Raw genomic sequence first — 25,161 nt, forward strand, 5'->3', positions numbered from 1 at the left:
ATTATCTTATCTGATTCCAAGAAGGGTTTTTAGAAGCATTGATAGATGAAAGTATTTCTATTACCTCTTCTCGCTCCTTTCCATTTCCTTTTCCTTTAAAGATTTGGACAAGTTCATCTGCTTTGTACTCGGTAAAGATCTGCGGCAGGGCTGACATTGGCTTATTTTCGTGAGCTGTTTTGAGTAATTCTAAAGCCTTCTTTATTGCATTTCTACCAATGTCACTGTCTTCTGCCATTTGGTCGAGGCCTTTGCGATAATACGTATATTGTAAATTGCGGAAAGGCTCCATTCCATTGTCGAGCAAATCATTGATAATAGCATAGCGGTTTTTTGCATTTTCAAATGCTTTCCAGCCTTTATCCGGAAACGATTGCGAATTGTTAACCACAGTCTGAGCCATTTTAAAAGCGTCCGTTCCTGCTTGCGATTCCATCCCATCTGCGTCCATTCCTATTATTAAGTAAGCATAATAGGCTATGAGAGCCGTCAGCTGATTGTCGGCGGCATCGGGCCTAAACTCTAATTTGTCGTAGGCTTGATACTGAAAGTGAAACTCATTGTCTTGTAAAGCGAAGACCGTAGTCGTGTAAGTCGAATTAAAGACAGGGCGAGTAACTTGTACCGACATAGTGCAGTCAAATTTTCCCATAGATTCATTGTACTTGTTGACTACAATATTAAATGAGCAACGGATGCGCTCATTCTTGCGCAATACCAAACCCGTCCATTGTCGGTTATTGATAAACTCCGTTAGGGCTGTTTGCAAATTATCAAAGACAGCCGTTGATGTCTGACTGATCTTACGGTGGTTTATAGTGACGCGAGCCTCCAATTCTTGTGCTTTTACAGCATTGAGGCTAAAAATAAGGCCACAACAGAACAATATCAATCGAATGATTCGCATAAATAATCTATAATATCTTGCGCTACTTCGCTTTTGGTTTTTAGCTTAAACACGCGCTCTTCGTTTTTTGCGATGATGGTCACTTTATTGGTGTCGTGAGCAAAGCCTGCGCCTTTATCATTGAGCGAATTGAGCACGATAAAGTCTAAATGCTTCTTTGCTAATTTGGCTTTTGCGTGTTCCTTTTCATTAGTTGTTTCCAATGCAAAGCCTATCAACTTCTGATCCGTCCTTTTCGCTTGGCCCAGAGCGGCGGCAATATCACGCGTAGCTACTAAATCCAGATGCAGCGTATCGTCTTCTCGCTTTATTTTTTCGGTGGCGGTTGTTGCCGGAGTGAAGTCCGCAACGGCAGCACAAAGAATGCCAACATCAGCCTTGGGGAATGCCCCCGTTGTAGCGGCATACATTTCGGCAGCACTCTCTACATGTATAATATGTATGTTCGGATGCTTCGCCGTTAAGGCGACCGGACCGGAAACGACCGTAACCTCCGCACCTTGCGCTGCACAAGTTTCCGCCAGAGCATAACCCATCTTGCCGGAAGAGTAGTTTCCGATAAAACGTACCGGATCTATCTTTTCGTATGTCGGGCCGGCAGTGATTAAGACCTTTTTTCCTTTCAACCTCTGGTGCGAAGCGAAGAAATCAGCTAAGGTTTCAAAGATCCTTTCCGGCTCTTCCATTCGGCCTTTGCCTATCAGATGACTAGCCAATTCGCCGCTTTGCGGTTCAATGATAATATTCCCAAACGCTTTCAGTCGGTCAAGGTTCTGCCGAGTTGAAGGATGAGCAAACATATCCAAGTCCATAGCCGGCGCAAGAAATACGGGTGCCTTCATAGATAGATATGTCGTGATCAGCATATTGTCTGCCACACCATTCGCCATTTTTCCGATCGTTGATGCCGTGGCCGGTGCGATAATCATCGCATCCGCCCATTGCCCAAGATCCACATGGCTATGCCAAGTTCCATCTCGCTGCGCGAAAAATTCGCTAATGACAGGCTTTGAGGTCAATGCCGACAGCGTTAACGGCGTAATAAATTCCTTACCGCTCGGCGTGATCACAACTTGCACCTCTGCGCCCGCCTTAATAAGCAAGCGTATGAGCGTGCACGCCTTATAAGCGGCTATGCTGCCCGTGATGCCAAGTACGATATGCTTCCCTTTCATTGCGTAGGCTTATAAACCTGCTTTCAATCTTATGCGTAGCAGCGTTTGTTTTGTATTTTGCGTGAAATCACCTTGCATGATCCAAGAAAAATAGCCGGGATCTGAGCGCAGAATGTCAGTAACGGCGCGCCCCTTATACTTTCCAAAATTGAAGACCTCCGTGCCCTGCTCGTCATAAGCTATGCGCCCGGCTAAATCTACATTGCGATTGCGGCGCGTAAATTCAGAAAGCCAGCCTACATTGCCTTGCAACTCTTTACCATATTTGTCCAATTGTGCTTTAAGCACTTCATACGTAGCCTGCGTATCGGCCATAGCCGTATGGGCGTTGTGTAGGTCCTTGTTGCAATAGAATTTGTAAGCAGCAATCAAGTTGCGCGGTTCCAATTTGTGGTAAATGGTTTGCACGTCCACCAGCTTGCTTTTCGTTATGTCAAAGTCAGAGCCGGCTCGGGCAAATTCTTCGACCAGCATCGGTACGTCAAAGACGTTGGAGTTAAAGCCTGCCAAATCGCAAGATTGGAAAATGGCAGTCAATTCTCCCGATTTTTCTTTAAAAGTGGGGCAGTCTGCCACGTCTTCATCTTTAATGCCATTCACCGCTGTCGCTTCTGCCGAAATGTGCATTTCAGGATTAAAGCGTAGGGTCTTTGATTCCTCTCTTCCGTCGGGGAAAACTTTGATATAACTTAGCTCTACGATGCGATCGCGTGCTATTTGCAGTCCGGTAGCCTCTATATCAAAGAAGATGATGGGGCGTGTCAGATTTAGTTGCGTCATTTATCGAATTGTTTCTGTTGGTGTTGCATCAACCAATAAGCGGCCTGATATAGAGCAAGTCGTTCGGCCGCATTATGATGGCGTGGTTTGTATTCTTAATCAATGATCATCATAGGCATGAGGAGCATTAAAATGTCCTCTCCCTCCTCTTGCTCCGTCGGCAGGATCAGGCCGGCCCGGCTGGCATCGCCCAGTTTGAAGACAACTTCTTCGCCCGGCAAGTTGTTGAGCAGTTCGAGCAAGAACGGGCCTCTATAACCGATCTTGATAGGCGTGCCGCTGTAATCGCAGAGTAAGTTTTCTTCAGCCGACATCGAATAATCCGTGTCCTGAGATGAGATTCTCATCTTGCCATTGTCAATGTTTAGCTTGACCAACGAACTAACTGCATTGGAGAAAATCAAGACGCGGCGGAGCGCAGCTATGAGCGCTTCGCGATTGACGCTGATGATGTTAGGATTATCTTGCGGGATAACGCCGGCATAGTTGGGGAAGCGCCCTTCCGTTAAGCGGCAGTTCATCTCGAAGTTTGTGCCCTTAAAGACAGCCCTTCGTCCGTCAAACGCCATATCTATCGTATCCTCCTCTTTGCCCAAAATATTTTTGAGCAATGTAGCCGGTTTTTGCGGAAGGATAAACGAGCCGGGCTTCTCGACTTTTATATCGACGAGCGTGTTGCAAGCCATTTTTTGTCCATCGCTGGCCACCATCGTCAGGCCTGACGTCTTGAGGTCAAAGTAAATACCGTTCATCACGGGGCGCAACGGATCATTGGCTGCTGCAAACAATGAGCGGTTGATAGCGTTGAGCAGGTGGCCGGAGGTTATGTTAACGTGCATCGTTTCCTCATTCAGCGCCGGCGGAATCGGGTATTCATCAGCCGATTCTGCCATAAAGTTGTACTTACCGTTTTGATATTCTACGGTAATTTCCATATTGCTCTCGTTAACAAAGATTTCCAGAGGCTGTTCCGGTATTTCTTTGATCGCGTCTTGAATAGTTTTGGCGTTGACGGCAAAGCGAATGTCGGCGTCGCTCTCAACGAGATCGATGTATGTCCGAAGTGTTATTTCATTGTCGGCGGCTGTCAGTTCTAAACGTTTTGATTTGATGTCGAAAACAAAGCAATTCAGAATAGGCATGGTTGTTTTTGCTGCTATGACGCGTCCAATGGATTGCAGGCGAGCAGATAAAACGGAACTGGAAATAACGAATTTCATTATGAATATCTATTTTTAATTGTTTGACTTAAGTTTGGTGATCAGACGAATAGCGCCCATATCGGGACAAATTTACAATAAAACGACTGCAAAGCCAAATAATCCTACTTTTTTCTCCTCTACGGTCTAAGCAGTGCTAATCAGGTGAAAGCTGTGGGCGAACATAATTGAGGCGCTCCGCCTTATTAAAAAATCAATGCCTTTTTAGAGTGTTTTTGGTGGTATAATTTGCGTTGTCATACCGATATTTGTCCGGCTGTAGCGGATTGTTGGATTGCAGAAATAAGGTTGTTTATGGTTTGCTGGCAGCAAACTATCGTTTGCCGGGAAGAAACTATCGTTTGCTGCGAGCAAACTATCGTATGCTGGCAGCAAACAATGGAGACGTGTGTCGTGATACTTGAATAACCGCTTGCAAATGATGTGAATACGTAGTGTTTTGCTTGTTTGACAAGCGTAAACGATGAAAGGATAGGGAGTGCTCTGTTGAGAAGGTGCTTGTTTCTTCGAAAAACAAAATTTCCGCGTAAAAGACTTGTTGCGGATAATGTTAAAGGCGTGTTCTCCGAATGCTCATCACGCTGCTCTGATTTGGAAATACAAGAAGCGCAACAAACATTAAATTTGCCGCGCTTCTGATAACTAGTTTTCTATGCGATTTTCGCTTATTTCACGATCAATTTTTTACCATTGACAATGTAGATACCCTTGTTGAGCTTATTGATAGGCGTGCTCAGCTTCGTTCCGCTTAAAGTGTAAACAGCAGACAGTGCATTCGTCTTATCCAATTCAGCGTTTGCGATGCCATCACTGAGACGAACGATGTTTACAGCTTCAGTTACGATCTGCCCACCGAGCGCTACGCCTTTGAGGTCTGCATCAAAGGCTGCACCAACTGGTTCCTTGATATAGCTGCCTTCAAGCCTTAGCTCTGTGATGTCACAGATAGAGCCGTCAGAACCCTCAGCTGTTAGTTGCGCATTCTTAATAAATAATTTGCCAGCCTCAGCAGCGTCGCCACCGGCCACGCCCCATTGTCCCTTGGCGCTTACTGAGCAGCCTTCGAGGGTGAGTGAAGAACCGGGGAGGAAGATGCCACAGTTGGCAGTTGTCTCTAAATTCAGAGAGCCTTCGCCGTAGATAGCCGTGTTCTTAGATAAGTAGAGCGTAGACCAGCGATCTGAGAATATTTTGTTGTCGCCGATCAACTCAATCTTGAGGTTTTCAGTCTGTGATAAGACACCATAAGTTTTGGCTTCAATCTCTGCATTTTCAAATGTCAACGTTTTCGTCGGTGCATCAAAGTAGACTTTCCCTGATTTCAGCCATTTGCCTTTAATGTTATCAGCATTGTCGGAGGTTATTTGCTCGCCGCCGATCGTAATGTCGTACGGGATTGTCGTGTTCGTCGTTGCATAGTTGGGGAAGTAGTCGGTTTCGTTGTCAGCTTCGTCCAGAACCTTTACGTAGAAGGAGTACTTCGTAGACATTTCGAGGTCTTGCATTACGTATCCGTCTTTGTTCAACAGCGTGTCGCTCTGCATGTACTCAGTAGCGCCATCTTTTTTGTAGAATACGATATAACGCAAATCCTTTTGCTTAGAAACGTCGTCAGAAGCCAATTCCCAGTAAATCATAATGGTCTTGCCCATAATTTGACCCACCTTTACCACAGGATCTTTGAGTGTGGGCGGGTTCACATCAGCAGGTTGGATAATTACTTCCGTCTTTACCAATTCACCGTTTAAAGTTACGCAGCGTTTAGCGGGATCAAAGATAGCCTTTCTGGGCTTCGTGATCTTGCAGCCTTTTGCTGAAATGTTGGAGATCTGACAAATAGAGCCTTCAGAGCCTTCTACGGAAATCAAAGCCTCTTTGATGATGATGGAATCTTTGTCAACATCATTTCCTTGTATACCATATTTGCCCTTAGCCTTGAGTGCGCACTGATCAATCGTGAGCGCCGCATTGTTAAGTGCGATTGCCGCAGCATTATCTGCAGTGATTTCGATCTCTCCGAGGCCTTTAAAGGTCACGTCTGTCTGTTGTAGTTTCACTGCAACGTCAGTTGTGTGCACATAGTTCTTACCAGTAAGTTCGATTGCCAATTCGGGTTCGCTTGAAACAATACCTTCGTTAGCGCTTTCCAATTTTACGTCCTTCAACTTCAAAGTTTTAGATTGAGAATCATAAGAGATCTTTCCTTCTTTGAGCCACTCGCCGGTCACATTGTCTGCATTCTTGTTGGTAATAGCAGTGCCGTTGATTGTGATGTTGTAACTGAGGACTCCGGAAGTCGTTGTTGCTTCGCCTTCAGTGTAATCTACAGAATTTCCGGCTGCATCTGATGCCGTCACAAAGAACTGATAGGTCGTTTCAGGGTCGAGTTCCGTCAACGTGTATGTGTCTGCATCTTTCAGTGTCGGACTGTTAGCGTAGCTTGCCGCAGTATTTTTCTTGTAATATACAGTATACAACAAGTCGCTTTGAGCTGTCGTCTCGTCAGTTGCTTTGTTCCAAGACAGAGCAATGGATCTTTCCCCAATTTGTCCTACCGTGATGGTTGGATCTGCGACGGTTGGCGCCTTAGTGTCAGCAGTTTTGATCTCACATTCCGATACCAACTCTCCATTCAGCATAATGCCGCGGCCGGCTTTTACGAATTGTGCACCTTCGGGCTTAACAATGCTGCAACCTTCCAATTCAAACTTGAAGAAATAAGACGCAGCGTTCAGTGAGCCTTTGAGCGTAACGTTCGACCTCTTAACAATCAAACCCGTCTTTGCGAGTGGGTCTTCGCCCATAAAGCCAACGCGCCCTTCGAGTTTGACGTTACAATCTTTAATCGTGACAACGGAACCGAAAGCATAGATGCCCATACCATTAGATGACGTCAATTCCAAAGAACCTTCCCCCGTAATGGTCGCGTCAGCCTCAGAAAGGATGATTGCAGACTTGTTGCCGGATACTTTGTTTGTACCGATAACCTTAATAGTAAGGTCTTTGATGCCGGAGTTAATGGCTGCGAGAGGAACGTAGCCTCCAACGTTATACTCCAACACAACATTGTCGAGCGTCAACGTCTTTGTGGCTTCGTCGTAGCTGATTGTACCTGCTGATAACCCGTCGCGTTTAATGTCGCTATAGTTATCCGTCGAGTTGAGCGCTTTACCGCAAATCGATAATATGTTTCCTTGCGCATGAGCTGTGAGTGTGGGAAGCGCAAAGAGCAGTGTGGCAATAAGAAGGCTTGCCAATCTGCCAAAAGGTTTTAGTTTCATAAAATCGTATTTTGAGATTAGTTCAAAGTCAAGTTTATTTCTTGATCAGCTTCTCTACCTTGTTGCCGACTTTGAGCAAGTAAGCGCCGAGGGGCACGTTGTTCAGCGGCAGGCGAGTAAAGTCTGACGTAATGATGCCGCCGGCGAGCTTTGCGCCGTTCAGGTTATAGATAGCATAAGTAGCGCCCAGCATTTTGTGGGGTACAGTTAGCGTTGCGAAGTCGCTACCGGCGTTTTGGTTGACTTCGATAGCGCGCTGGTTGATCAGTTCTATGCCTGTCTGTTCTTCACCGTCGTAGATCACGTATGAGCCTTTTTGATAGTTGAACACATTCCAGCCTTTGTTGCGTGCAATTTGAACGTCTGCCTTTGTTGCTACGTTTTCCTCGTTCTCAAGTGTTTTGTCGACCAAGAAGAGTTCAGAAGCAGTACCGCCCGGCAGCGAGTTAACAAGTGCCGTCATTTTTTCTCCCTTAATCTTATTGCCATACGCATATACCTGGAAGAGGAACGTGTTGTTGGAAAGATTCAATGCTTCGAGCTTGTTTTTGCCGACTGATACGCGCTTCAGTGCGGGAGCACCGGACAAATCGATCTCTGTCAGCTTGTTGTTTTTCAAGCCCAATGAAATTAGATCCTCCATGTCTTTCATTTTGACTGATGTGATCTGGTTTCCGTCAATACCGAGGAGCTTAATTTTGCCTTCAATTTTTACATTCTGTTTCGTCAGTGTAACTAAGTTCCACTCATCGTTCTTAAATTGGCCTTTAAGACCGTCGATTTTGAGCTGTTCGCCTTCGCCAACTTGAAGGAAAATTTGGAATTCAGAGCCAACCGACATATCTGTGGTCAACTCGATCGTGCTTTGTGCAAACGAATTCGCAGCAGCAGCAAACATCGCTAAGAGCGATGCAAAAAGAGTACTTTTTCTCATAGTTTTTCAATTTTGCTAATTCGACATATTATTTGACGCCACAAAGATAAGTGAAAATATATAGTACAAAAGTTTTTTTTAATTTTTTCTTTAGTTTCGTGCATTATTTTTTTTGTCTTGCGAAAATTCGGAAATAATCTAAGTGTAAAATTTACAAATATGCAAATCATAGTTTGTTGTATCTGATAAATCGTTAAGATGATAGCGTCTTCGTAAGCGCATTGTCCGTGTTTGCATCTATTAACACGTAGCATTAGTCGTTTGGTGGCAGCAAACGATGGTTTGGTGGGAGCAAACAATAGTTTGGTGGGGGCAAATGATGGTTTGGTGGGAGCAAACTAAAATTTGATCAATGCAGCAACCCGCTTTGCCTATTATATATAATGTGTAGTTGAGCTATGCGCACTCAGAAAAATGATAAAAAAGAAGCAACAAGCATTTTGCGTTGCTTGTTGCTTGATTGTGTGGTCAGGAAGATGTTTGTTTTAAGTTTGGAAAAGCGTCGGTCGCTTAAAAAAATCGTGTGGCTTATACGCCATACAGCCTTTTGACATCGTCCTTAATAGCATCCGGCACCATTTCTGCGATGTCGCCGCCGGTTTGTACGGCTTGCCGAATCATCGTAGAACTATAAGGATAAATTGGCGCATCGAGTAAGCGGACGTTTGCGGGTAAGTCGGTTGCCGTCACCTCATAGCCATCGCGCGGATAGATTAAAAATTGATAGTTAGCTAACAATTGGTCGTGATTTGCCCATCGATCAAACAGTAACCAGTTGTCAGCGCCGATGAGTAAGACCAACTGATCGGCAGGGTAGTGTTGCCTTAGCGCATCCATCGTTTTCCACGTGAAAGATGGGCGTGGCAGGTGAAATTCAAAGTCGGAAGCTTTGAGCAGCGGATAATCGGCCAATGCTTTTATGGTCAAGCTGAAGCGCAATTGCTCATCTAAGAGTTGCTGATCGCACTTCAGCGGATTTTGTGGCGATACGAGGTAGTGTATTTCGTCAACTTCTTTATCTGCTATTGCCTTTAACCCGATATGGATGTGCCCTTTGTGGATCGGATTAAAGGAGCCGCCAAAGATACCTATGCGCTTCATGCATCCAAAAATTGACTAACGAGCGCCTTGGCCGACTTTAAGACTGTCTCTAAATTGTCGTTGATTAAGGTAGCATCGAATTTGTCGGCTTCACTCAGCTCGTAGTCGGCGCGGCGTATGCGTTCCTCGATTACTTCCGGGGCATCCGTGCCTCGCGCCGTCAAGCGGTGGCGCAAAACTTCCAACGACGGCACTTTGATAAATACCGTCAGCGCTCGGTCGCCGTAGATGCGCTTGATGTTTTGCGCCCCGACGACGTCGACGTCGCAGATGACGTTTTCGCCTTTGGCCAGCAGGCGGTCTACTTCAGCTTTTAGTGTCCCATAATAGCGCCCTTCGTAGACTTCACAAAATTCTAAAAACTCGCCATCGGCAATGCGTTGTCGAAAATCCTCAGCCGTCAGGAAGTAATATTCCACTCCGTGTTGCTCTTTTCCGCGAGGTGGGCGCGACGTAGCGCTGATTGAAAAATGCAGATTCAGCTGTTGATCCATCAAATAGTTGATGATCGTGGATTTACCACTTCCCGAAGGCGCTGAAAAAACGATTATCTTTGCCATAATTGCTTATAGAACGTTGAGTACCTGCTCTTTGATTTGTTCTAATTCATCTTTCATCTTCACGACGATGTTCTGCATCTCTGCCAAGTTGCTCTTAGAGCCCGTCGTGTTGATTTCTCGGCCCATTTCCTGCGCGATAAAGCCCAGCTTTTTGCCTTGTCCGCAACCGCCGTCCAGCGTTTCGCGGAAGTATTTTAAGTGGTTGGTCAGCCGTTGCTTCTCCTCGCTGATGTCCAGCTTCTCTATGTAGTAAATAAGTTCTTGTTCTAATCGGTTCTTATCATAATCTACGCCTTTTAATTCGCACAAGCGTTCTTCCAGACGTTGACGGATTTTCTCCGTACGCTCCTTCTCATAAGGCACAATCGAAGACAAGAGTTGCTCAATGTTGTTGATCTTGAGCGTAAACATCTTGTAGAGTGCTTGCCCCTCTTGTTTGCGAAATTCGATTAGCGCTTGCGTGGCTTGCTGTATGGCCCGATAGACCTCATTCCATTCATCTTGAGATAACTCTTCCTGCTCTACCGGCGTGGTTAATTCAGGTAGGCGAACGATAATGTCCCACCAATTGGTCGTAGGCGCGTTGATCGCCAAATCTTTACTGATCGCCTCAATCTGCTGTTTGTAGTTGCTGACCACAAACGGATTGATGGGCGTAGCTTGCCGATCGGCATCTTTTTCCACCCAGATCGAGAAATCGACTTTTCCACGCTCCAATGCTTGTGCGAGATATTTGCGTATTTCAATTTCTTTCTCGCGATAGAGCGGAGCGATGCGTGCGCTCAAATCAAGCGCTTTAGAATTGAGCGATTTAATTTCTATGTGTATCTTTTTCCCGTTACAATGGGCCTCAGCTTTGCCGTAGCCAGTCATTGATTGTATCATGGTGGAATGCTTTATGAATTATAATCTCTGTTGGTTTGTAAGCGCAAAGATAATGAAAGAGCGCCAACGCTAGTTCAATTACTCGTCATTTCTTCTCTCCGAATATAATAAAATATTACTTTTGTCGTTGTTTTCACAGGTGACGTCTGTAAATACAGGGCGCTTCACATCTCTGACAAGACAAATGATTGACTATATCAAAGGACAGATAGGCGAACTTACACCTACGAGTTGCACGCTTGAGACTTGCGGTGTCGGCTATGAATTGCTGATTTCGCTGAACACCTATACGGCTATACAGGATCGAAAAGAGGCGAAACTTTACGTCTATGAAGTCATACGCGAAGATGCCTACCTGCTGTATGGCTTCTCGACGAAGCAAGAGCGCCAGCTTTTTACGTTGCTGATTTCCGTAAGCGGCGTGGGCGGACAGACGGCTAAAGTTATCTTGTCGTCTTTCTCACCCGGCGAGTTGGCTAACATTATTCAGATGGAGAATGTAAAACTTTTGCGTGGTGTAAAAGGTATCGGGCCGAAAGCTGCTCAACGCATTGTCTTGGACTTAAAGGACAAAGTGGTGGGAATAGAGGGCGGAACTACGGTACAACAAGGCGCGGCGAATGCCGTAAACGCCAATGCCGTGGCAGAAGCCGTATCTGCACTTACTACTTTAGGCTTTCCTCCGGCTGCTTCTCAGAAGTGCGTTGCTGCATTGTTGCAAGAGAATCCTAATCTGCCGATAGAGCAGATAATCAAACAGGCTTTAAAACTACTCTGATTTGCACAAGTTTGCTAAAATAATCTGCTTGATAAGTCTATTGACCGTCATTTCCGTGGCGGCCCGCACGTATACTGTGCGTTTTACGGCCCCTGTTGAACCGACGGATAGCCAAACTCAAGTGGAAACTGCACCGCGAGATACCATTGTAAAACCCAAATTTCCTGTAAAAAAGACTGCGCCGCAGGAAGAAAAGGATGCGAGATCCTCTTCGACAGACTTGAAAGATCCGGAAAACGCCCAAACGCAGGCTTATTACGATGAAAAGGATGGAACCTATCGTTTAGGTACGAAAGTAGGCGATTCCTTTGTTGCAACTCCGCTCGAATTGTCGCCAAAAGAGTTTCAACAATGGACTTTGCGTCACTCGTTGCAAGCCTATTACAAACAAAAGAATCAAGAGCTCTATAAGAATAAAGGCAAAGAGAAGTTTGATTTCACAGATCTCAAATTCGATCTCGGTCCGGCTGCAAAGATTTTTGGCCCGGGCGGTGTGCGTATTCGTACGCAAGGCTCTGCCGAACTGAAATTGGGCGCAAATATGCGCTCTGTTGAGAACCCATCAATTGCTGAACGTAACAGAAAAGTATTTGGTTTTGACTTTGACGAAAAAATTAACGTCAGCGTTAATGGTAAAATCGGCGATAAGATGGGGATGGACTTTAATTATAACTCTGATGCTACCTTTGATTTTGACGCACAGCGCTTAAAGTTACAATATCAGGGCAAAGAGGATGAAATCATCAAGTTGATCGAAGCCGGTAATGTGTCTATGCCGACCAATAATTCGCTGATTCGCGGCACGAGTAGCCTTTTGGGTATTCGTACAGACCTCCAATTTGGTAAATTGAAACTTTCGACTATCATAGCACAAAAGAAATCGGCTACTTCAAGCGTACGAACCAAAGGCGGCGTGCAATTGAGTACGTTTGAATTCTCTGCGGATGATTACGATGAAAACAGACACTTTTTCTTGGCTCAATATTTTCGCGATCATTATGATGAGAACATGGCCCAATTGCCCAATATTCTTAGTGGTATAACGATCAATCGTGCAGAAGTATGGGTGACCAATAAGACCGGACAAACCACAAATACACGAAATATCATTGCTTTGACCGACTTAGGTGAGGCTTCGAAGATTCATAACCCGCTGTGGACGCCGGGAAGTACGACCGTGCCCGCCAACGCAGCGAACACATTATATAATATAGTGTCCGGCATCAACGGAGTGCGTAACATCTCGACCGCAACTTCGGCTTTGGATGGATTTGGCCTGACTGGTGGCGTTGATTACGAGAAGTTAGAATCTGCTCGCCTGCTTTCTCCTTCAGAGTATAAAGTTAATGCAGCTTTAGGTTACATCTCGCTCCGTTCAGCATTGCAACCGGATCAAGTCTTGGCCGTAGCTTTTGAATATACCTACAGAGGTACGAACTATCAGGTTGGAGAATTTTCGACTGACCGCAAGGATAACACGGAAACATTATTGCTGAAGTCGTTGAAAAATACGGCAAACTCGCCCTCTCAAGGCAACTGGGACTTGATGATGAAGAACGTCTACGCCTTAGGTGCCTCCAATGTGCAGAAAGAGAAGTTCAGATTAGATGTAAAATACCTCTCTGATACGACGGGTGTTTATCTTAATTATCTCCCAGAGCCAACGCTGAAAGACAAACGTTTGATACAGTTGCTCGGGCTGGATAGATTAGACAATAATAATAAGCGCAACTCCAATGCGTATTTTGACTATGTGGAGGGATATACTATTGACCCGACTGATGGCCGCGTCTTCTTTACCAGCGTGGAGCCTTTCGGCAAATATTTGCGCAAAGTCATTGGAAACAACGCGATCGCTGATAAGTATGTGTTCCAAGAATTGTACGATTCGACTAAGACTATGGCTAAGCAGATCGCAGAAAAGGATAAATTCATCATTGCAGGACAGTATAAAGCTTCACGAGAGGATGAGATATCCTTAGGTGTGTCGAATGTGCCGCGTGGCTCTGTGCTGGTAACTGCAGGAGGACAAACTTTGGTCGAAGGTGCAGATTATACTGTCGATTATAATAGTGGTGTCGTGCGGATCTTGAACAAAAGTTTGCTTTCCGCCGGTACATCCATCAATGTCAGTTTGGAGAGTAATACCGATTATGGTATGCAAAGGAAAACTTTGCTGGGGCTTAATTGGCAGTATGATTTCTCCAAAAACTTTATGATTGGCGGTACAATTATGCATTTGGGCGAGAAACCTTTGACTACGAAAGTCGCCTTTGGCAGTGAAGCCATCAATAATACAATTTGGGGGGTGAACTTAGCTTTTAAGAAGCAAAGTCAACGTTTGACGGATTGGATAGATAAGCTCCCGTTTGTAAATGCTACGCAGCCCTCTTCAATTAACTTTACGGCCGAGTTTGCCCAATTGATCGCCGGCAAAGTACAAGGCGCTCAGGGTAATGCCTCATACTTAGATGATTTTGAAAATGCAACTTCAAATATAGATATTTCCAATCCGAAAGAATGGAGCATTTCTTCTACGCCTTCAATGTTCGCTGAGTCGTCTCTCTCTAATGATGTGAGATGTGGCTATAATCGCGCCTTACTCGCTTGGTATTATATTGATCCTTTGTTTACAAGGCGTAGCTCTTCTCTGACTCCCGGCTATATCAAGACAGATCTTGATCAACTTTCGGATCCTGATGTGCGCGAAGTACCCAAGAGTGAGCTTTTCCCGAATAAACAGACGAACTACAAGGAAAGCACAATCATGAATGTGCTCAATCTTGCGTTTTATCCGAATGAGCGTGGTCCATACAATCTAGATCCCGATCTAAACGCGGCAGGTTATTTGAACAACCCGCGAAAACGCTGGGGCGGAATGATGCGTAAACTGGATGTCTCTGACTTTGAGAATTCCAACGTAGAATATATTGAGTTCTGGATGATGGATCCTTTCATCAAGGCGCGTAAAGAAGGACGTACTTTTACCGGTGAGCTTTACTTCAATCTCGGAGAGATTTCGGAAGATATCTTGAAAGATGGGAAGAAGTTTTATGAAAGCGGAATGCCTATAGATGGGTCTTCTACTCTTATTGAGCAGACTGCATGGGGTAAAGTGCCGACACAAAGTAGTGTAACCTATGCTTTTAATACGACTTCCGGCGCTAGATCAAAACAAGATATAGGTTTAAATGGGTTGACCTCGGAAGAAGAAAAAACGTATCCTGCTTATCAAAACTACTTGCAGACAATTCGTGGCATTGTGTCGGCTGCAGTTTATGATTCGATAGCAGCTAATCCTTCCGGAGACAGGTATCATTATTTCCGCGGTTCTGATTATGACCGCGCTAAAAAGAATATACTTGAACGCTATAAGTATATCAATAATCCTAATGGTAACTCTTCTGATACGGAAAGTTCGCAGGAAAATTATGCAACGGCTTACAAAACGACGCCGGATGTTGAAGATATCAATCAAGATTACACCTTAAATGAGTATGAGAAGTATTATCAATATCGTGTTGCAATAGATCCTAATAAAATGCGCATTGGCGAGAACTATATCGTCGATCAGCGGACGGCATACCCAAAGACTCGTAATAATAAGAGAGAGCCAGTTAATTGGTATTTGTTCCGCATTCCCATTGAAAATTACGAGAAGAATGTTGGTGGAATGAATGACTTTACGTCTATTCGTTTCATTAGGATGTTCTTGACCGGATTTGATCAGCCCGTCGTGCTCCGCTTGGCAACCTTGAACTTGGTACATGGGGAATGGAGATCTTACGATCAAGCATTATATAATGGTCAAGCGCCCAGTGTGAGTGGTGTACTTGAACCTTCGTCTGTGAACTTTGAAGAAAATAATGATAAATCTCCGGTTAACTATGTAATACCTCCAGGTATTAGTCGCGTAATAGATTCTGGTCAAGATCAATTGCTGCAAAACAATGAGCAAGCATTATCTTTAGTTGTTAAGAATTTAGCTTCTGAAGACGCGCGTGCTGTTTACAAGCGCACCAATTTAGACTTACGACGATATAAGCATCTACAGATGTTTAACCACGCCAATTCTTTAGAAGGCTATCCTGCGGTGGAAGATGGACAAGTCTCTTTGTTTGTTCGTTTAGGCAGTGACTACAAATCCAACTTCTACGAATACGAAATACCGCTAACGGTAACTCCTCCTGAGCATTATGCAAACTCCGATGCCGGTGCTCTTGCCGTTTGGCCAGCAGCAAATATGTTGGATATAGATTTGTCTCTCTTTACCGATCTGAAGCGTAATCGCAATAGAGCACGAGCAAATGGTGCCGCCTCCTTTGGACGACTTTATACAGAATATGATCCACAGAAGCAGGCCAATCGCGTGAGCATTATGGGTAACCCTACGTTAGGGGATATTCGTACGATTATGATTGGAGTGCGTAATAACTCTCGCCAAGTACAGCATGCTGAGGTTTGGGTAAATGAGTTGAGATTACAGCAGGTCTCAAATAAAGGTGGTATAGCTGCACAGGCAGCCCTCAATTTGCAACTTTCAGATTTGGCAACTGTAGATTTGACGGGCCATTTAGAGACCGAAGGCTTCGGAGGTTTGGAGGAGACTGTGCAGCAACGCAGAGACAACAACTTGACACAATATTCTGTGACAACTAATGTACAGTTGGGTAAATTCCTGCCAGAGAAAGTCAAGATGAATGCACCTCTTTATTATTCTTATTCTAAAGAAAGGATTGAGCCAAAGTATAATCCACTTGATACGGACTTACCGATGAAAGATGCACTTTCAGCTTTAGCGACTAAAGCAGAGAAAGATTCTTTACGTCGAATAGCTAATCGCGTCGTAACGTCTAAAAATCTATCGCTGACAGGTGTTAGGTTTAATATACAGACAAAGGGGCATCCAATGCCGTATGATCCTGCTAACTTTACATTCGGTTATGCTCATTCTTCAAGAGAAACTACCGGTCAGACGACGGCTTGGGAGAAGGATCAAAATTGGCGTTGGAGTTTTAATTACAACTATTCACCCAACTACAAACCGTTTACGCCGTTTAAGAAAATATCCAAATCCAAGTGGCTCAAAATTCTTACCGATTTTGGTTTAAATTATCTTCCGCAGAATCTAGCTTTTAATTCGGAGATAACGCGTTCTTATTATGAGCTGCAAGAACGGGATATGGAAAACTTAGGCAATACTTCGATTCCCTTAACTTGGAATTCCGATTTTCTTTGGAATCGTAGTTTTAACTTGCGTTGGGATATTACTAAGAACATACAGCTGAGTTTCCAAAGTGGGACAAATGCCGAAATAGAGCAACCCTATACAGCCGTTAATAAGCAATTGTATCCAGATCGTTACAGAGCTTGGAAAGATTCAATTTGGCAGAGCATTCGCCATTTAGGGCGTCCACTTTCTTATGCCCAAAATTTTCAGGCAAGTTGGCGTTTGCCAATCAATATGATTCCACTCTTCGATTGGCTTACATCCGATGTAAGTTATCAAAGTTCCTATAACTGGATTCGTGGAACCGTATTAGAGAATGGAATGAACCTGGGTAATAACATTTCTAACTCTCGTAACATTACGGCCAATGCACGTCTCAATATGGAGACATTATATAATCATATCCCTTTCCTTAGGAAAGTCAATCAGAAATATTCCAATAGCAATAGTTCTTCTTCTAAAAAACAAGATCAAAAGAAAGTCTTCACGCAAGAGTTGCACTTAAAGGCTGATACAACGCTGATAGTTAAGCATAATCAGCAGACCAAAAAGATCCGATTAACCGCTTTGCGTAAAGACGGATCGCGAATACAGTTAAGGTATAAAGTCATAGATAAAAACACCATTGAGATTCTGAATCGCGACAGCGCACAAGTTAAGCTGACTATTGCTGCACGTAAGAGCAATGAAGACCAAGCTTGGTATAAGACCCTGCAAGGTATCTCACGTGTCTTGATGATGGTACGTAATGTTAGCTTCAACTACTCCAATAGGTTTAATATGTCTCTTCCCGGCTTCCTCCCAGAGATAGGTAATACATTCGGTCAGTCGCGTGGGGGAGGTTTGAAGCCTGGCTTAGATTTTGCCTTTGGCGCGGTCAACGAAAGTTATATTCGCAGGGCCGCAGAGCGCGGTTGGTTACTAAGGACTGATTCCATTATAACCCCCGCCACAACGAATCTTACGGAGACATTCCAATTCCGAGCAACTTTGGAGCCGTTCCGCGACTTTAAGATTGATCTTTCCGCTACGCGCGATGTAAACACGGCAAAGTCTATTCAGTATATGTTTACGAATATGCCGACTTTGGAATCTGGTTCTTTTGCGCAGACTACTATTAGTATAATCTCTTCTTTCGAGAGTTTTGGCAATGCCGACAATGGTTATGCAAGCAATACCTTTAGGAAGTTTATCCAATCACTGGATAGTTATCGCAATCAAGTGGAGGCAAATTATGCTAATGCAACGTATCCCGCCGGAACATCTTTAGCAGGAACGCCTTTTAATCCCGCTAATGGCACGATCTCCAAATATTCGGCCGACGTAATGGTTCCCGCCTTTTTGGATGCTTATACTACCGGCGGATCAGGATTGCGTATTTTTCCCACCATCTTGCGGATGCTCCCCAATTGGTCTATCTCTTATGCCGGCTTAGCGCGTTTATCTGCGATGAAGAAAGTATTCAAGAGTTTCAATTTGAATCATTCCTACAAGAGCATATACAGTGTTGGCGCCTACTCATCTTTTTCTACATTCAGTCGATACATGGGCAACTGGGGATTTGTTACAAATGTTTCCACCGGACTTCCCGTCCCCAGCTCTCCCTTTGACGTCTCTTCAGTTTCGATCAATGAGACATTTGCGCCCCTGTTTGGTGTTGATATGACCTTCTTGAATAATCTTTCTACACGAGTTGAGATTCGTCGTACAAGGATTCTTACGCTGAGTATGACAAATGCGCAGATCAATGAGGCGCGTTCCAACGACTTTGTGATAGGAATGGGATATAAGATTCCCAATTTCAAACTCTTTGAAGCGAAGAAAACCGTTCGAGCTAAGAAAGCCAAGTCCAAGGGAAGCGAAAGAAATAAGGCCGACGACCTTGATTTGCGAAACGCCATTTCTGGCTTCTCGAGCGACTTAAACTTACGTTTCGATTTCTCTTTCCGCAGTCAAGCATCCCTTAATCGGGATATTATGACGGGCTTATCTCAGGCAACGAGTGGTAATAAAGCACTTCAAATAAGTTTTAGTGCGGACTATGCACTCAGTCGTTTGCTGACGCTGACGGTTTACTACGATCGACAGATGAATCGCCCATTGCTGACGTCAGCTTCCTATCCAACGACGACGCAAGACTTCGGCGTAAGTTTGAAGTTTAGCTTGAATCATTAGCGAAATTTTTTGCTTAGCAAGCGGGCGGGAAACCTGTGCCTTTCTTTGACCATTGGTTTCCCGCCTGCTTCTTTTTAAGATGCGATGTTTCGTAGCACTACTATCTGATTTTTGTTACATTGTTATATGCCTTCTTTAGTAACGCAGCCAAGCTTCCTTCGCGTACCTCCGTGTTGCCTTTCCATCGATAAGTTTTGCCTTTTGTAGTGATGCTAATACCCAGATTACCGGGTGTATCCGTAATCGCATATTCTGCATCCTTGGTACAAAACTTCAATGTGTTGTTCTTGTAGAAATAAGAAAAGTCAGTCTGCTTGTTCGCTGCTATTTCCGGATAATAGAATTCTACCAATCCTTCCGTGTTAGTGATGGCATAGTGTAGCGATTGGTCATTCAGACTATAAACTATAATAGTTTTCCTCTTATTGTCTTTTCTTGCCCATCGGTCGTTTATCTTAAGTAAAAATAGCGCAAGACAAGCGCCATAAAGATGCACCTATCGCATACAAATGTCGCGTATCTGCATTAGTTTCCGTATGAAACATTATCAAATGCTTCCTTTAACAGTGTAGCCAAGCTTCCTTTTCGCGTCTTTGTGTTGCCTTTCCACTGATAAGTTTTGCCTTTTGTGAGAATACTGATCCCCGCAATGCCGTTCACATCGGTAATCCTGTATTCCGTATCCTTATTCCAAAAAGTCAAAGTATTTTTTTTGCGAGAATAATGAAAGTCTGTTTTACCCTCACGTACTAATTCCGGATACAAAAGTTCTATTGCTTCCTTTTTATTGGTGATTGTATAGTGAAGCGTACTGCCATCGATGCTGTAAAGTATTATGGTTTTGTTTTGTAAGTCTACATGAAAAGTGAACAAACTCTTGATGTTATTACTGTAAATGTTGAATGAAGTTATAGAGCTTCCTACCATTTTCTTCCCATCCCAGACTTCCTTCGTTAGCGTATGTATCGGTGCGTTGCGAGCATCCTCTACAATCATACTGATGAGAAAAGGCATAAAGTCTTCTATAATGTATGTAGAGTATTTACGCCAATCATCGCCATCCTTGGTCATAGTCACTAATGTCTTGTTCTCATTGTCGACCGAAAACATTCCGCAGTTTTCATGAGTCAAAGCCGTAAGTTCCGGACTAAAGATAAATCCCTTTTTTGAAGTAAAGAAAATATGATACGAAGGTCCGTGATCGTAACTATGCAGTCCATCCATAAGTGCAAAATCTTTCATTCCATCGAAGTTGAAGTCTTGATAAATCAACACGCTGTGTTCCCCATAAGGGGTTTTTGCAATGTTTTGCTTCAACTGACTGCCGTGTAACTTATAAGAGAGTTCATCGGCGTTCACGCGGAATAGTTCCTTGTTTGTTCTGCGATCATATACGGCCACCCAGCCTTCGCAATACACTTCTGAGGTGTCAGAAAAATAGGCTCTGCCATAGTATTTGTCAGAAAAGCCATCAATCTTAAATATTACCTGTCCGAAGCTTGAGAGCAAGCAGCTCCAAAGCACGAAGACAAGGAGTATAACTTTTTTCATAACAACGATTATTTATTGCCAGTCATTGATTATTCTCATTGTAAGTGGCGACTCGCGGCCTGCCTATGTCTTTTTTGAGCCTCGGCCGCCTATTTTATGTAGAGATAGCGCCAGCCGAACGCCAAGGAGGTGCACTTCCCGCGTGCTGATGTCACGTATCAGTATTAGTTTCCGTATGAAACATTATCAAATGCTTCTTTTAACAGTGTAGCCAAGCTGCCTTCACGCTTCTTTGTGTTGCCTTTCCACAGATAAGTTTTGCCTTTGGTGAGAATGCTGATTCCCGCAATTCCGTTCACGTCTGTAATCGTGTATTCCGTATCCTTATTCCAAAAGGACAAAGCATTCTTTTTGCGAGAATAATAAAAGTCCTTTTTACCCTCTTTATTTATTTCCGGATACAAAAGCTCTAATTCTCCATCACTATTTGTGATCGCATAGCAAAGCTGTCTGCCATCGCCGCTGTAAAGGATAATGTCTTTGTTCTGTTTGTCTACATGAAAAGTGAATAAACTCTTTATGTATTCACATTCAAAATCGAAAAAGGTTGAAGTCTTTTTTACCATTTTCTTTCCATCCCATTCTTCCGTCGTAGTGGTATTGATAGGTTCGTTGCTTACATCTTCTATAAGTGTGCTAATGAGAAAGGGCTCGTTGTCTTTGACAATATAAGTGGAAAACTTGTGCCAACCATAGCCATCTTTGGTCATTGCCGATATTGTGTTTTCCTCTTCATTGACTGAAAACATGCCGCAGTTTTCTTGCGCCAATTTCGTAAAACCCGGACTGAAAGTGAATCCATTGTTTGACGCTAAGAAGATTTGAAATGAAGGTCCGTGATAGCAGCCGTGTTGTCCATCCATAAGCGCAAAATCGTTCTTCCCGTCGAAGTTGAAGTCTTCATAAAGTAGCAGACTATGTTCTCCATAAGGGATTTCAGCAATGTTTGCCTTCAATTGATCGTCGTGTAGATCAAAGGAGAGTTCATCGGCGTCTACGTGAATCAGTTTCTTGTTTGTTTTTCGGTCATATACGGCCACCCAACCCTCGCTAAACACCTCTGAAGTATCAGAAATATATGCTCTCCCGTAGTATCTGTCAGAAAAACCATCGATTTTAAATGTTACCTGCCCAAAACTTGAAAGCATACAGCTCCAAAGTGCGAAGAAAAGAAGTAGAACTTTTTTCATAAACGTCTATTATTTATTGTCAGTCATTGATGTTCTTATTGTCATTGGCAAACGCCGCCCAATTTTATCTTTTCTTTGTTGTTCGCCGTTTGTCAAATGCAAAGATAGAGTTAGCAGCCGGTATCGAAGAAATTTTCGAAGGCTATGCTGGCGCCTCTCTTGTGCAAAGATAGCGCAAGCATGTTGCAAAGAAGTCGCTTTTTAGTGTTTTCGATAAACTATTTTAGGCAAAGATAAGATCTGTTTTCGAATTTTTCAACTTTGTATTTTCCCTATTTTGTTTCGTTCCCGTTTTGCGAAATAGCCATAACAAGCGCCTAAATAGAGAAAAGATGAGAAAGAGCTTGCGACAATAACAAATTGGCTTTCGAAATGAGGCGCTTTTAGTCCCCAAAAATGACTTATAAGTTTCCAACTCTGTGCAGGCAACCTCCGCTTGTTTAAATTTTCATCGTGAGAACACGAACGTCCTTTCACGATGGTACAAACTTTTCATCGTGAGGGTACAAGCGTACGCTCACGATGAAAATATAGCCAACTTTACGCTTACGTGCCAAAATCAGACTTTTCTCGCTGCATTTCCAACGTTTGTAGCTCCTAATTCCGACTTTTTCGTTACCAAGTAGCCTTTGTTGGCGTGATATGTAATATGGTGTATATATCATACGAACCTTTAGCATAAGTAGGTGAGGAGGTAGTGTATAAAACGCAACAGAGCGTGAACCGGTAGTGATCTCTTTTCTTCAGCTTCTGATGTTTCTTTCGCCGCATAGCCCTTTTCTCGGTCAGAAGGGCGGATAACGTAGGCAGTAGGTGCTTAAAAAATCGTATCTTTGCATACTTTATGCAGTGGAACTGTGTACGAGGAGAGCTACAATTATGATATATCCGGAAAATTTTGAGCAAAAAATAGGCTTTGATGAGATCCGCACTTTGCTGAAAGGGCGCTGTATGTCGACGCTTGGCACGGAATGGGTCGATCATCAAGTGCAATTTATGACCGATTACGACAGCATCTTAAAGGCGCTGACCCAAGCGCAGGAGTTTGCCCGCTTTTGTGAGACGGAAGACGATGTCTATGAAGAAAATTTCTTTGATCTTCGCCGCCCTTTGCTACGTATTCAGCCCGAAAATACGCATTTGGAAGAGTTGGAATTGTTTGACTTGAAACGGTCCTTGATGACCATTCACGCACTCACATCTTTCTTTTGCAAACACAACGACGAGGACGCTTATACCTATCCCGCTTTGGCTGAAATGGCGACCGGCATTGTGGCTTTTCCGAATATCATTCGTCGGATAGACGAGGTGCTGAATAAATATGGGAAAATAAAAGACACCGCTTCGCCCGAATTGCTCTCCATTCGCCATCAGGCGGAAGTGACGGTCAGAAGTATTTCCCATAATTTGCGCACGATTATCAGCGATGCTCAGAAAGACGGCTACATAGATCGCGACGTAACCCCCACGCTGCGCGATGGACGCTTGGTCATTCCCGTAGCTCCTTCCGTGAAACGCAAGATTAAAGGTATCGTACACGATGAGAGTGCTACCGGAAAGACCGTTTTCATTGAGCCGGCCACGGTTGTCGAAGCCAATAATCGTGTCAGAGAACTAAAAGCTGCGGAGAAGCGGGAGATTATCCGAATCCTTTCCGAATTGAGTAAGGAGATCCGTTTGCACATCCCCGACCTTTTGGCCTCTATGCATTATTTGGCCCATATCGATTATTTGCGTGCATTGGCAAATTTCGCGACTTCCTTTTCCGCCACTGTGCCGCAGGTACACAAATATCCTTGCTTGGATTGGGTGCAAGCCGTGCATCCGCTGCTTCAGCAGGCCTTAAAGAAGCACGGTGCAAAGCAAGTGCCTTTAGACGTGACCCTCAAAGGCAAAGAACGCCTCCTGCTGATTTCCGGTCCGAACGCCGGCGGCAAGTCCGTTTGCTTGAAAACGATCGGACTCCTACAATATATGCTCCAATCCGGTATGCCCGTGCCGATGCGTGAGAACTCTAATGTCGGAATCTTCAAAGATATCTTCTTAAGTATAGGTGACGAGCAGGATATTGAGAACGAATTGAGTACTTACTCCTCTCACCTCTTAGGTTTGAAAGAGATGATGAAGCGCAGCAACGCCAAAAGTATGCTGTTGATCGATGAATTTGGTAGTGGCACGGAACCTCAGATCGGTGGCGCCTTGGCTGAAGGAATCTTAGACCGCTTTGTGCGAAACGGAACTTATGGTGTGATTACGACACACTATCAGAATCTGAAAAACTACGTCGATGCTTGCCCGACGGCCGTAAACGGTGCGATGCTCTACGATCGCTCACGTATGCAGCCGCTGTTTATGTTGCGCATAGGCCATCCCGGTAGTTCGTTTGCCATAGAAATTGCGCGCAAGATCGGACTTCCGGCTGAAGTCGTGGCTTATGCCGAGTCGCTTGTCGGTAAAGATTACGTGATGAGCGATAAGTATCTGCAAGATATAGCGCGCGATAAAATGTATTGGGAGACCAAGCGTGAAAAAGTGCATCGACAAGAGAAGCAATTAGAGGCTACACTGGCCAATTATGAGCAAGAAGTAGAACAGTTTAAGGCACAAAAGAAGAGCGTTATAGCTCAAGCCAAGGCCGAAGCGCAAGAATTGCTCCAGCAATCAAATGCTAAGATTGAGAATACCATTCGTGCTATCCGCGAAGCTCAAGCAGATAAGGAGCGAACCAAAGAGATACGGAAAGAGTTGTCGGACTTCAAAGAAACATTGAGCGCCACCGATGACAACGATGCCGACATTCGTCGCCAGTTGGAAAAGATCAAGCGTCGCCAGCAGCATAAGCGTAACCCCAAAACGCCTTCCGGCAAGACTGAATCGAGCGCTGCGCCTACAAAGTCGGTAGGGGAGCAAGCGGTCGTGCGGCGCGATTTTCGCGAAGGCGACTTCGTTCGCCTGAAAGGACAGACCACCGTGGGGCGTATCGAGCATTTGCAAGGCCGACAAGCAAAGATTCTTTTCGGTAGTATGTATACGGCTGTACCCACAAGTAGGTTAGAGCCAGCCGAAGCGCCACAGACAGAAAAAATAACCCAAGTAGCGACGTTTATAAGTAAAGATACGCGCGACGCCGTTTATCAAAAGAAATTGCATTTCCGTCCGGAAACGGACCTGCGAGGGATGCGTGCCGACGAGGCTTTGGAGGCCGTTACTCATTTCATTGACGACGCAATTCTATTAGAACAACCGCGCGTGAGAATCTTACACGGTACGGGTACAGGGGCATTGCGCGAACTGGTACGCCAATATTTGAAAACCGTGCCCGGCGTTAAAACGTTTAGGGATGAACACGTACAGTTTGGCGGCGCAGGTATTACAGTCGTAGAATTTGAATAAA

15 protein-coding genes are annotated in these 25,161 nt (G+C 44.3%); 3 read left to right on the top strand and 12 right to left on the bottom strand.

From position 1 onward, the window contains the following. Position 1: 1 nt before the first annotated feature. The 9 genes from porD to GCWU000325_RS06940 form a co-directional block, all read right to left on the bottom strand. Positions 2 to 907 carry a type IX secretion system protein PorD gene (gene porD, locus GCWU000325_RS06900; protein WP_006255610.1) on the bottom strand — a complete coding sequence of 302 codons (906 nt, stop codon included), beginning with the start codon at positions 905 to 907 and terminating at the stop codon, positions 2 to 4. Then, the gene (coaBC, locus tag GCWU000325_RS06905; protein ID WP_006255611.1) at positions 889 to 2,082 is read right to left on the bottom strand and encodes a bifunctional phosphopantothenoylcysteine decarboxylase/phosphopantothenate--cysteine ligase CoaBC; all 1,194 of its coding nucleotides are present in this window, start codon (positions 2,080 to 2,082) and stop codon (positions 889 to 891) included. Before coaBC ends, porD begins: the two co-directional genes overlap by 19 nt. A gap of 9 nt (positions 2,083 to 2,091) precedes the next feature. Further along, positions 2,092 to 2,862: a 3'-5' exonuclease gene (locus GCWU000325_RS06910; protein ID WP_006255612.1), complete on the bottom strand. Its 771-nt coding sequence runs from the start codon at positions 2,860 to 2,862 to the stop codon at positions 2,092 to 2,094. 95 nt (positions 2,863 to 2,957) lie between these two features. Next, on the bottom strand, positions 2,958 to 4,082 hold the full coding sequence (gene dnaN, locus GCWU000325_RS06915) for a DNA polymerase III subunit beta (RefSeq protein ID WP_006255614.1): 1,125 nt from the start codon (positions 4,080 to 4,082) through the stop codon (positions 2,958 to 2,960). Between the two features lie 665 nt (positions 4,083 to 4,747). Further along, positions 4,748 to 7,363: a fibronectin type III domain-containing protein gene (locus GCWU000325_RS11010; RefSeq protein ID WP_006255617.1), complete on the bottom strand. Its 2,616-nt coding sequence runs from the start codon at positions 7,361 to 7,363 to the stop codon at positions 4,748 to 4,750. Positions 7,364 to 7,397: 34 nt separating this feature from the next. Then, positions 7,398 to 8,297 (bottom strand): leucine-rich repeat domain-containing protein, encoded by a 900-nt coding sequence (locus GCWU000325_RS06925; protein WP_006255618.1) that lies wholly within the window; start codon positions 8,295 to 8,297, stop codon positions 7,398 to 7,400. Between the two features lie 528 nt (positions 8,298 to 8,825). Further along, a complete protein-coding gene (gene nadD, locus GCWU000325_RS06930; RefSeq protein ID WP_006255621.1) occupies positions 8,826 to 9,398 on the bottom strand; it encodes a nicotinate (nicotinamide) nucleotide adenylyltransferase in 573 nt (190 codons plus the stop codon). Then, on the bottom strand, positions 9,395 to 9,958 hold the full coding sequence (gene gmk, locus GCWU000325_RS06935) for a guanylate kinase (RefSeq protein ID WP_006255622.1): 564 nt from the start codon (positions 9,956 to 9,958) through the stop codon (positions 9,395 to 9,397). The genes nadD and gmk overlap by 4 nt, the downstream gene beginning before the upstream one ends. Before the next feature lie 6 nt (positions 9,959 to 9,964). Then, the gene (locus tag GCWU000325_RS06940; RefSeq protein ID WP_006255623.1) at positions 9,965 to 10,843 is read right to left on the bottom strand and encodes a YicC/YloC family endoribonuclease; all 879 of its coding nucleotides are present in this window, start codon (positions 10,841 to 10,843) and stop codon (positions 9,965 to 9,967) included. A 184-nt stretch (positions 10,844 to 11,027) separates the two neighbouring features. Here GCWU000325_RS06940 and ruvA point away from each other — a divergent pair, with 184 nt between their 5' ends. Then, on the top strand, positions 11,028 to 11,621 hold the full coding sequence (gene ruvA, locus GCWU000325_RS06945; protein ID WP_006255624.1) for a Holliday junction branch migration protein RuvA: 594 nt from the start codon (positions 11,028 to 11,030) through the stop codon (positions 11,619 to 11,621). A 1-nt stretch (position 11,622) separates the two neighbouring features. Continuing rightward, positions 11,623 to 19,026, top strand: a complete 7,404-nt coding sequence (sov, locus tag GCWU000325_RS06950) for a T9SS outer membrane translocon Sov/SprA (RefSeq protein ID WP_006255625.1) — start codon at positions 11,623 to 11,625, stop codon at positions 19,024 to 19,026. A gap of 100 nt (positions 19,027 to 19,126) precedes the next feature. On the opposite strand, the gene GCWU000325_RS06955 is transcribed toward sov, so the two are convergent. The 3 genes from GCWU000325_RS06955 to GCWU000325_RS06965 all read right to left on the bottom strand — a co-directional run bounded on the left by GCWU000325_RS06955 (position 19,127) and on the right by GCWU000325_RS06965 (position 21,767). Then, positions 19,127 to 19,378 (bottom strand): hypothetical protein, encoded by a 252-nt coding sequence (locus GCWU000325_RS06955; RefSeq protein WP_040599474.1) that lies wholly within the window; start codon positions 19,376 to 19,378, stop codon positions 19,127 to 19,129. 173 nt (positions 19,379 to 19,551) lie between these two features. Then, positions 19,552 to 20,577 (bottom strand): XAC2610-related protein, encoded by a 1,026-nt coding sequence (locus GCWU000325_RS06960; protein ID WP_006255627.1) that lies wholly within the window; start codon positions 20,575 to 20,577, stop codon positions 19,552 to 19,554. A 164-nt stretch (positions 20,578 to 20,741) separates the two neighbouring features. Continuing rightward, positions 20,742 to 21,767: an XAC2610-related protein gene (locus GCWU000325_RS06965; RefSeq protein ID WP_006255628.1), complete on the bottom strand. Its 1,026-nt coding sequence runs from the start codon at positions 21,765 to 21,767 to the stop codon at positions 20,742 to 20,744. Between the two features lie 879 nt (positions 21,768 to 22,646). Between GCWU000325_RS06965 and GCWU000325_RS06970 the strand changes: the two genes are divergently transcribed. Beyond that, on the top strand, positions 22,647 to 25,160 hold the full coding sequence (locus GCWU000325_RS06970) for an endonuclease MutS2 (protein ID WP_006255632.1): 2,514 nt from the start codon (positions 22,647 to 22,649) through the stop codon (positions 25,158 to 25,160). Position 25,161: the final 1 nt, after the last annotated feature.

The organism is Alloprevotella tannerae ATCC 51259 (genome assembly GCF_000159995.1).
GTDB lineage: Bacteria > Bacteroidota > Bacteroidia > Bacteroidales > Bacteroidaceae > Alloprevotella > Alloprevotella tannerae.

Coding starts and splice junctions, on each gene's coding strand:
- GCWU000325_RS06925 (WP_006255618.1), bottom strand. CDS start 8,297: ATGAGAAAAAGTACTCTTTTTGCATCGCTCTTAGCGATGTTTGCTGCT.
- GCWU000325_RS06910 (WP_006255612.1), bottom strand. CDS start 2,862: ATGACGCAACTAAATCTGACACGCCCCATCATCTTCTTTGATATAGAG.
- dnaN (WP_006255614.1), bottom strand. CDS start 4,082: ATGAAATTCGTTATTTCCAGTTCCGTTTTATCTGCTCGCCTGCAATCC.
- coaBC (WP_006255611.1), bottom strand. CDS start 2,082: ATGAAAGGGAAGCATATCGTACTTGGCATCACGGGCAGCATAGCCGCT.
- porD (WP_006255610.1), bottom strand. CDS start 907: ATGCGAATCATTCGATTGATATTGTTCTGTTGTGGCCTTATTTTTAGC.
- GCWU000325_RS06970 (WP_006255632.1), top strand. CDS start 22,647: ATGATATATCCGGAAAATTTTGAGCAAAAAATAGGCTTTGATGAGATC.
- GCWU000325_RS11010 (WP_006255617.1), bottom strand. CDS start 7,363: ATGAAACTAAAACCTTTTGGCAGATTGGCAAGCCTTCTTATTGCCACA.
- ruvA (WP_006255624.1), top strand. CDS start 11,028: ATGATTGACTATATCAAAGGACAGATAGGCGAACTTACACCTACGAGT.
- GCWU000325_RS06965 (WP_006255628.1), bottom strand. CDS start 21,767: ATGAAAAAAGTTCTACTTCTTTTCTTCGCACTTTGGAGCTGTATGCTT.
- GCWU000325_RS06960 (WP_006255627.1), bottom strand. CDS start 20,577: ATGAAAAAAGTTATACTCCTTGTCTTCGTGCTTTGGAGCTGCTTGCTC.
- GCWU000325_RS06940 (WP_006255623.1), bottom strand. CDS start 10,843: ATGATACAATCAATGACTGGCTACGGCAAAGCTGAGGCCCATTGTAAC.
- nadD (WP_006255621.1), bottom strand. CDS start 9,398: ATGAAGCGCATAGGTATCTTTGGCGGCTCCTTTAATCCGATCCACAAA.
- gmk (WP_006255622.1), bottom strand. CDS start 9,958: ATGGCAAAGATAATCGTTTTTTCAGCGCCTTCGGGAAGTGGTAAATCC.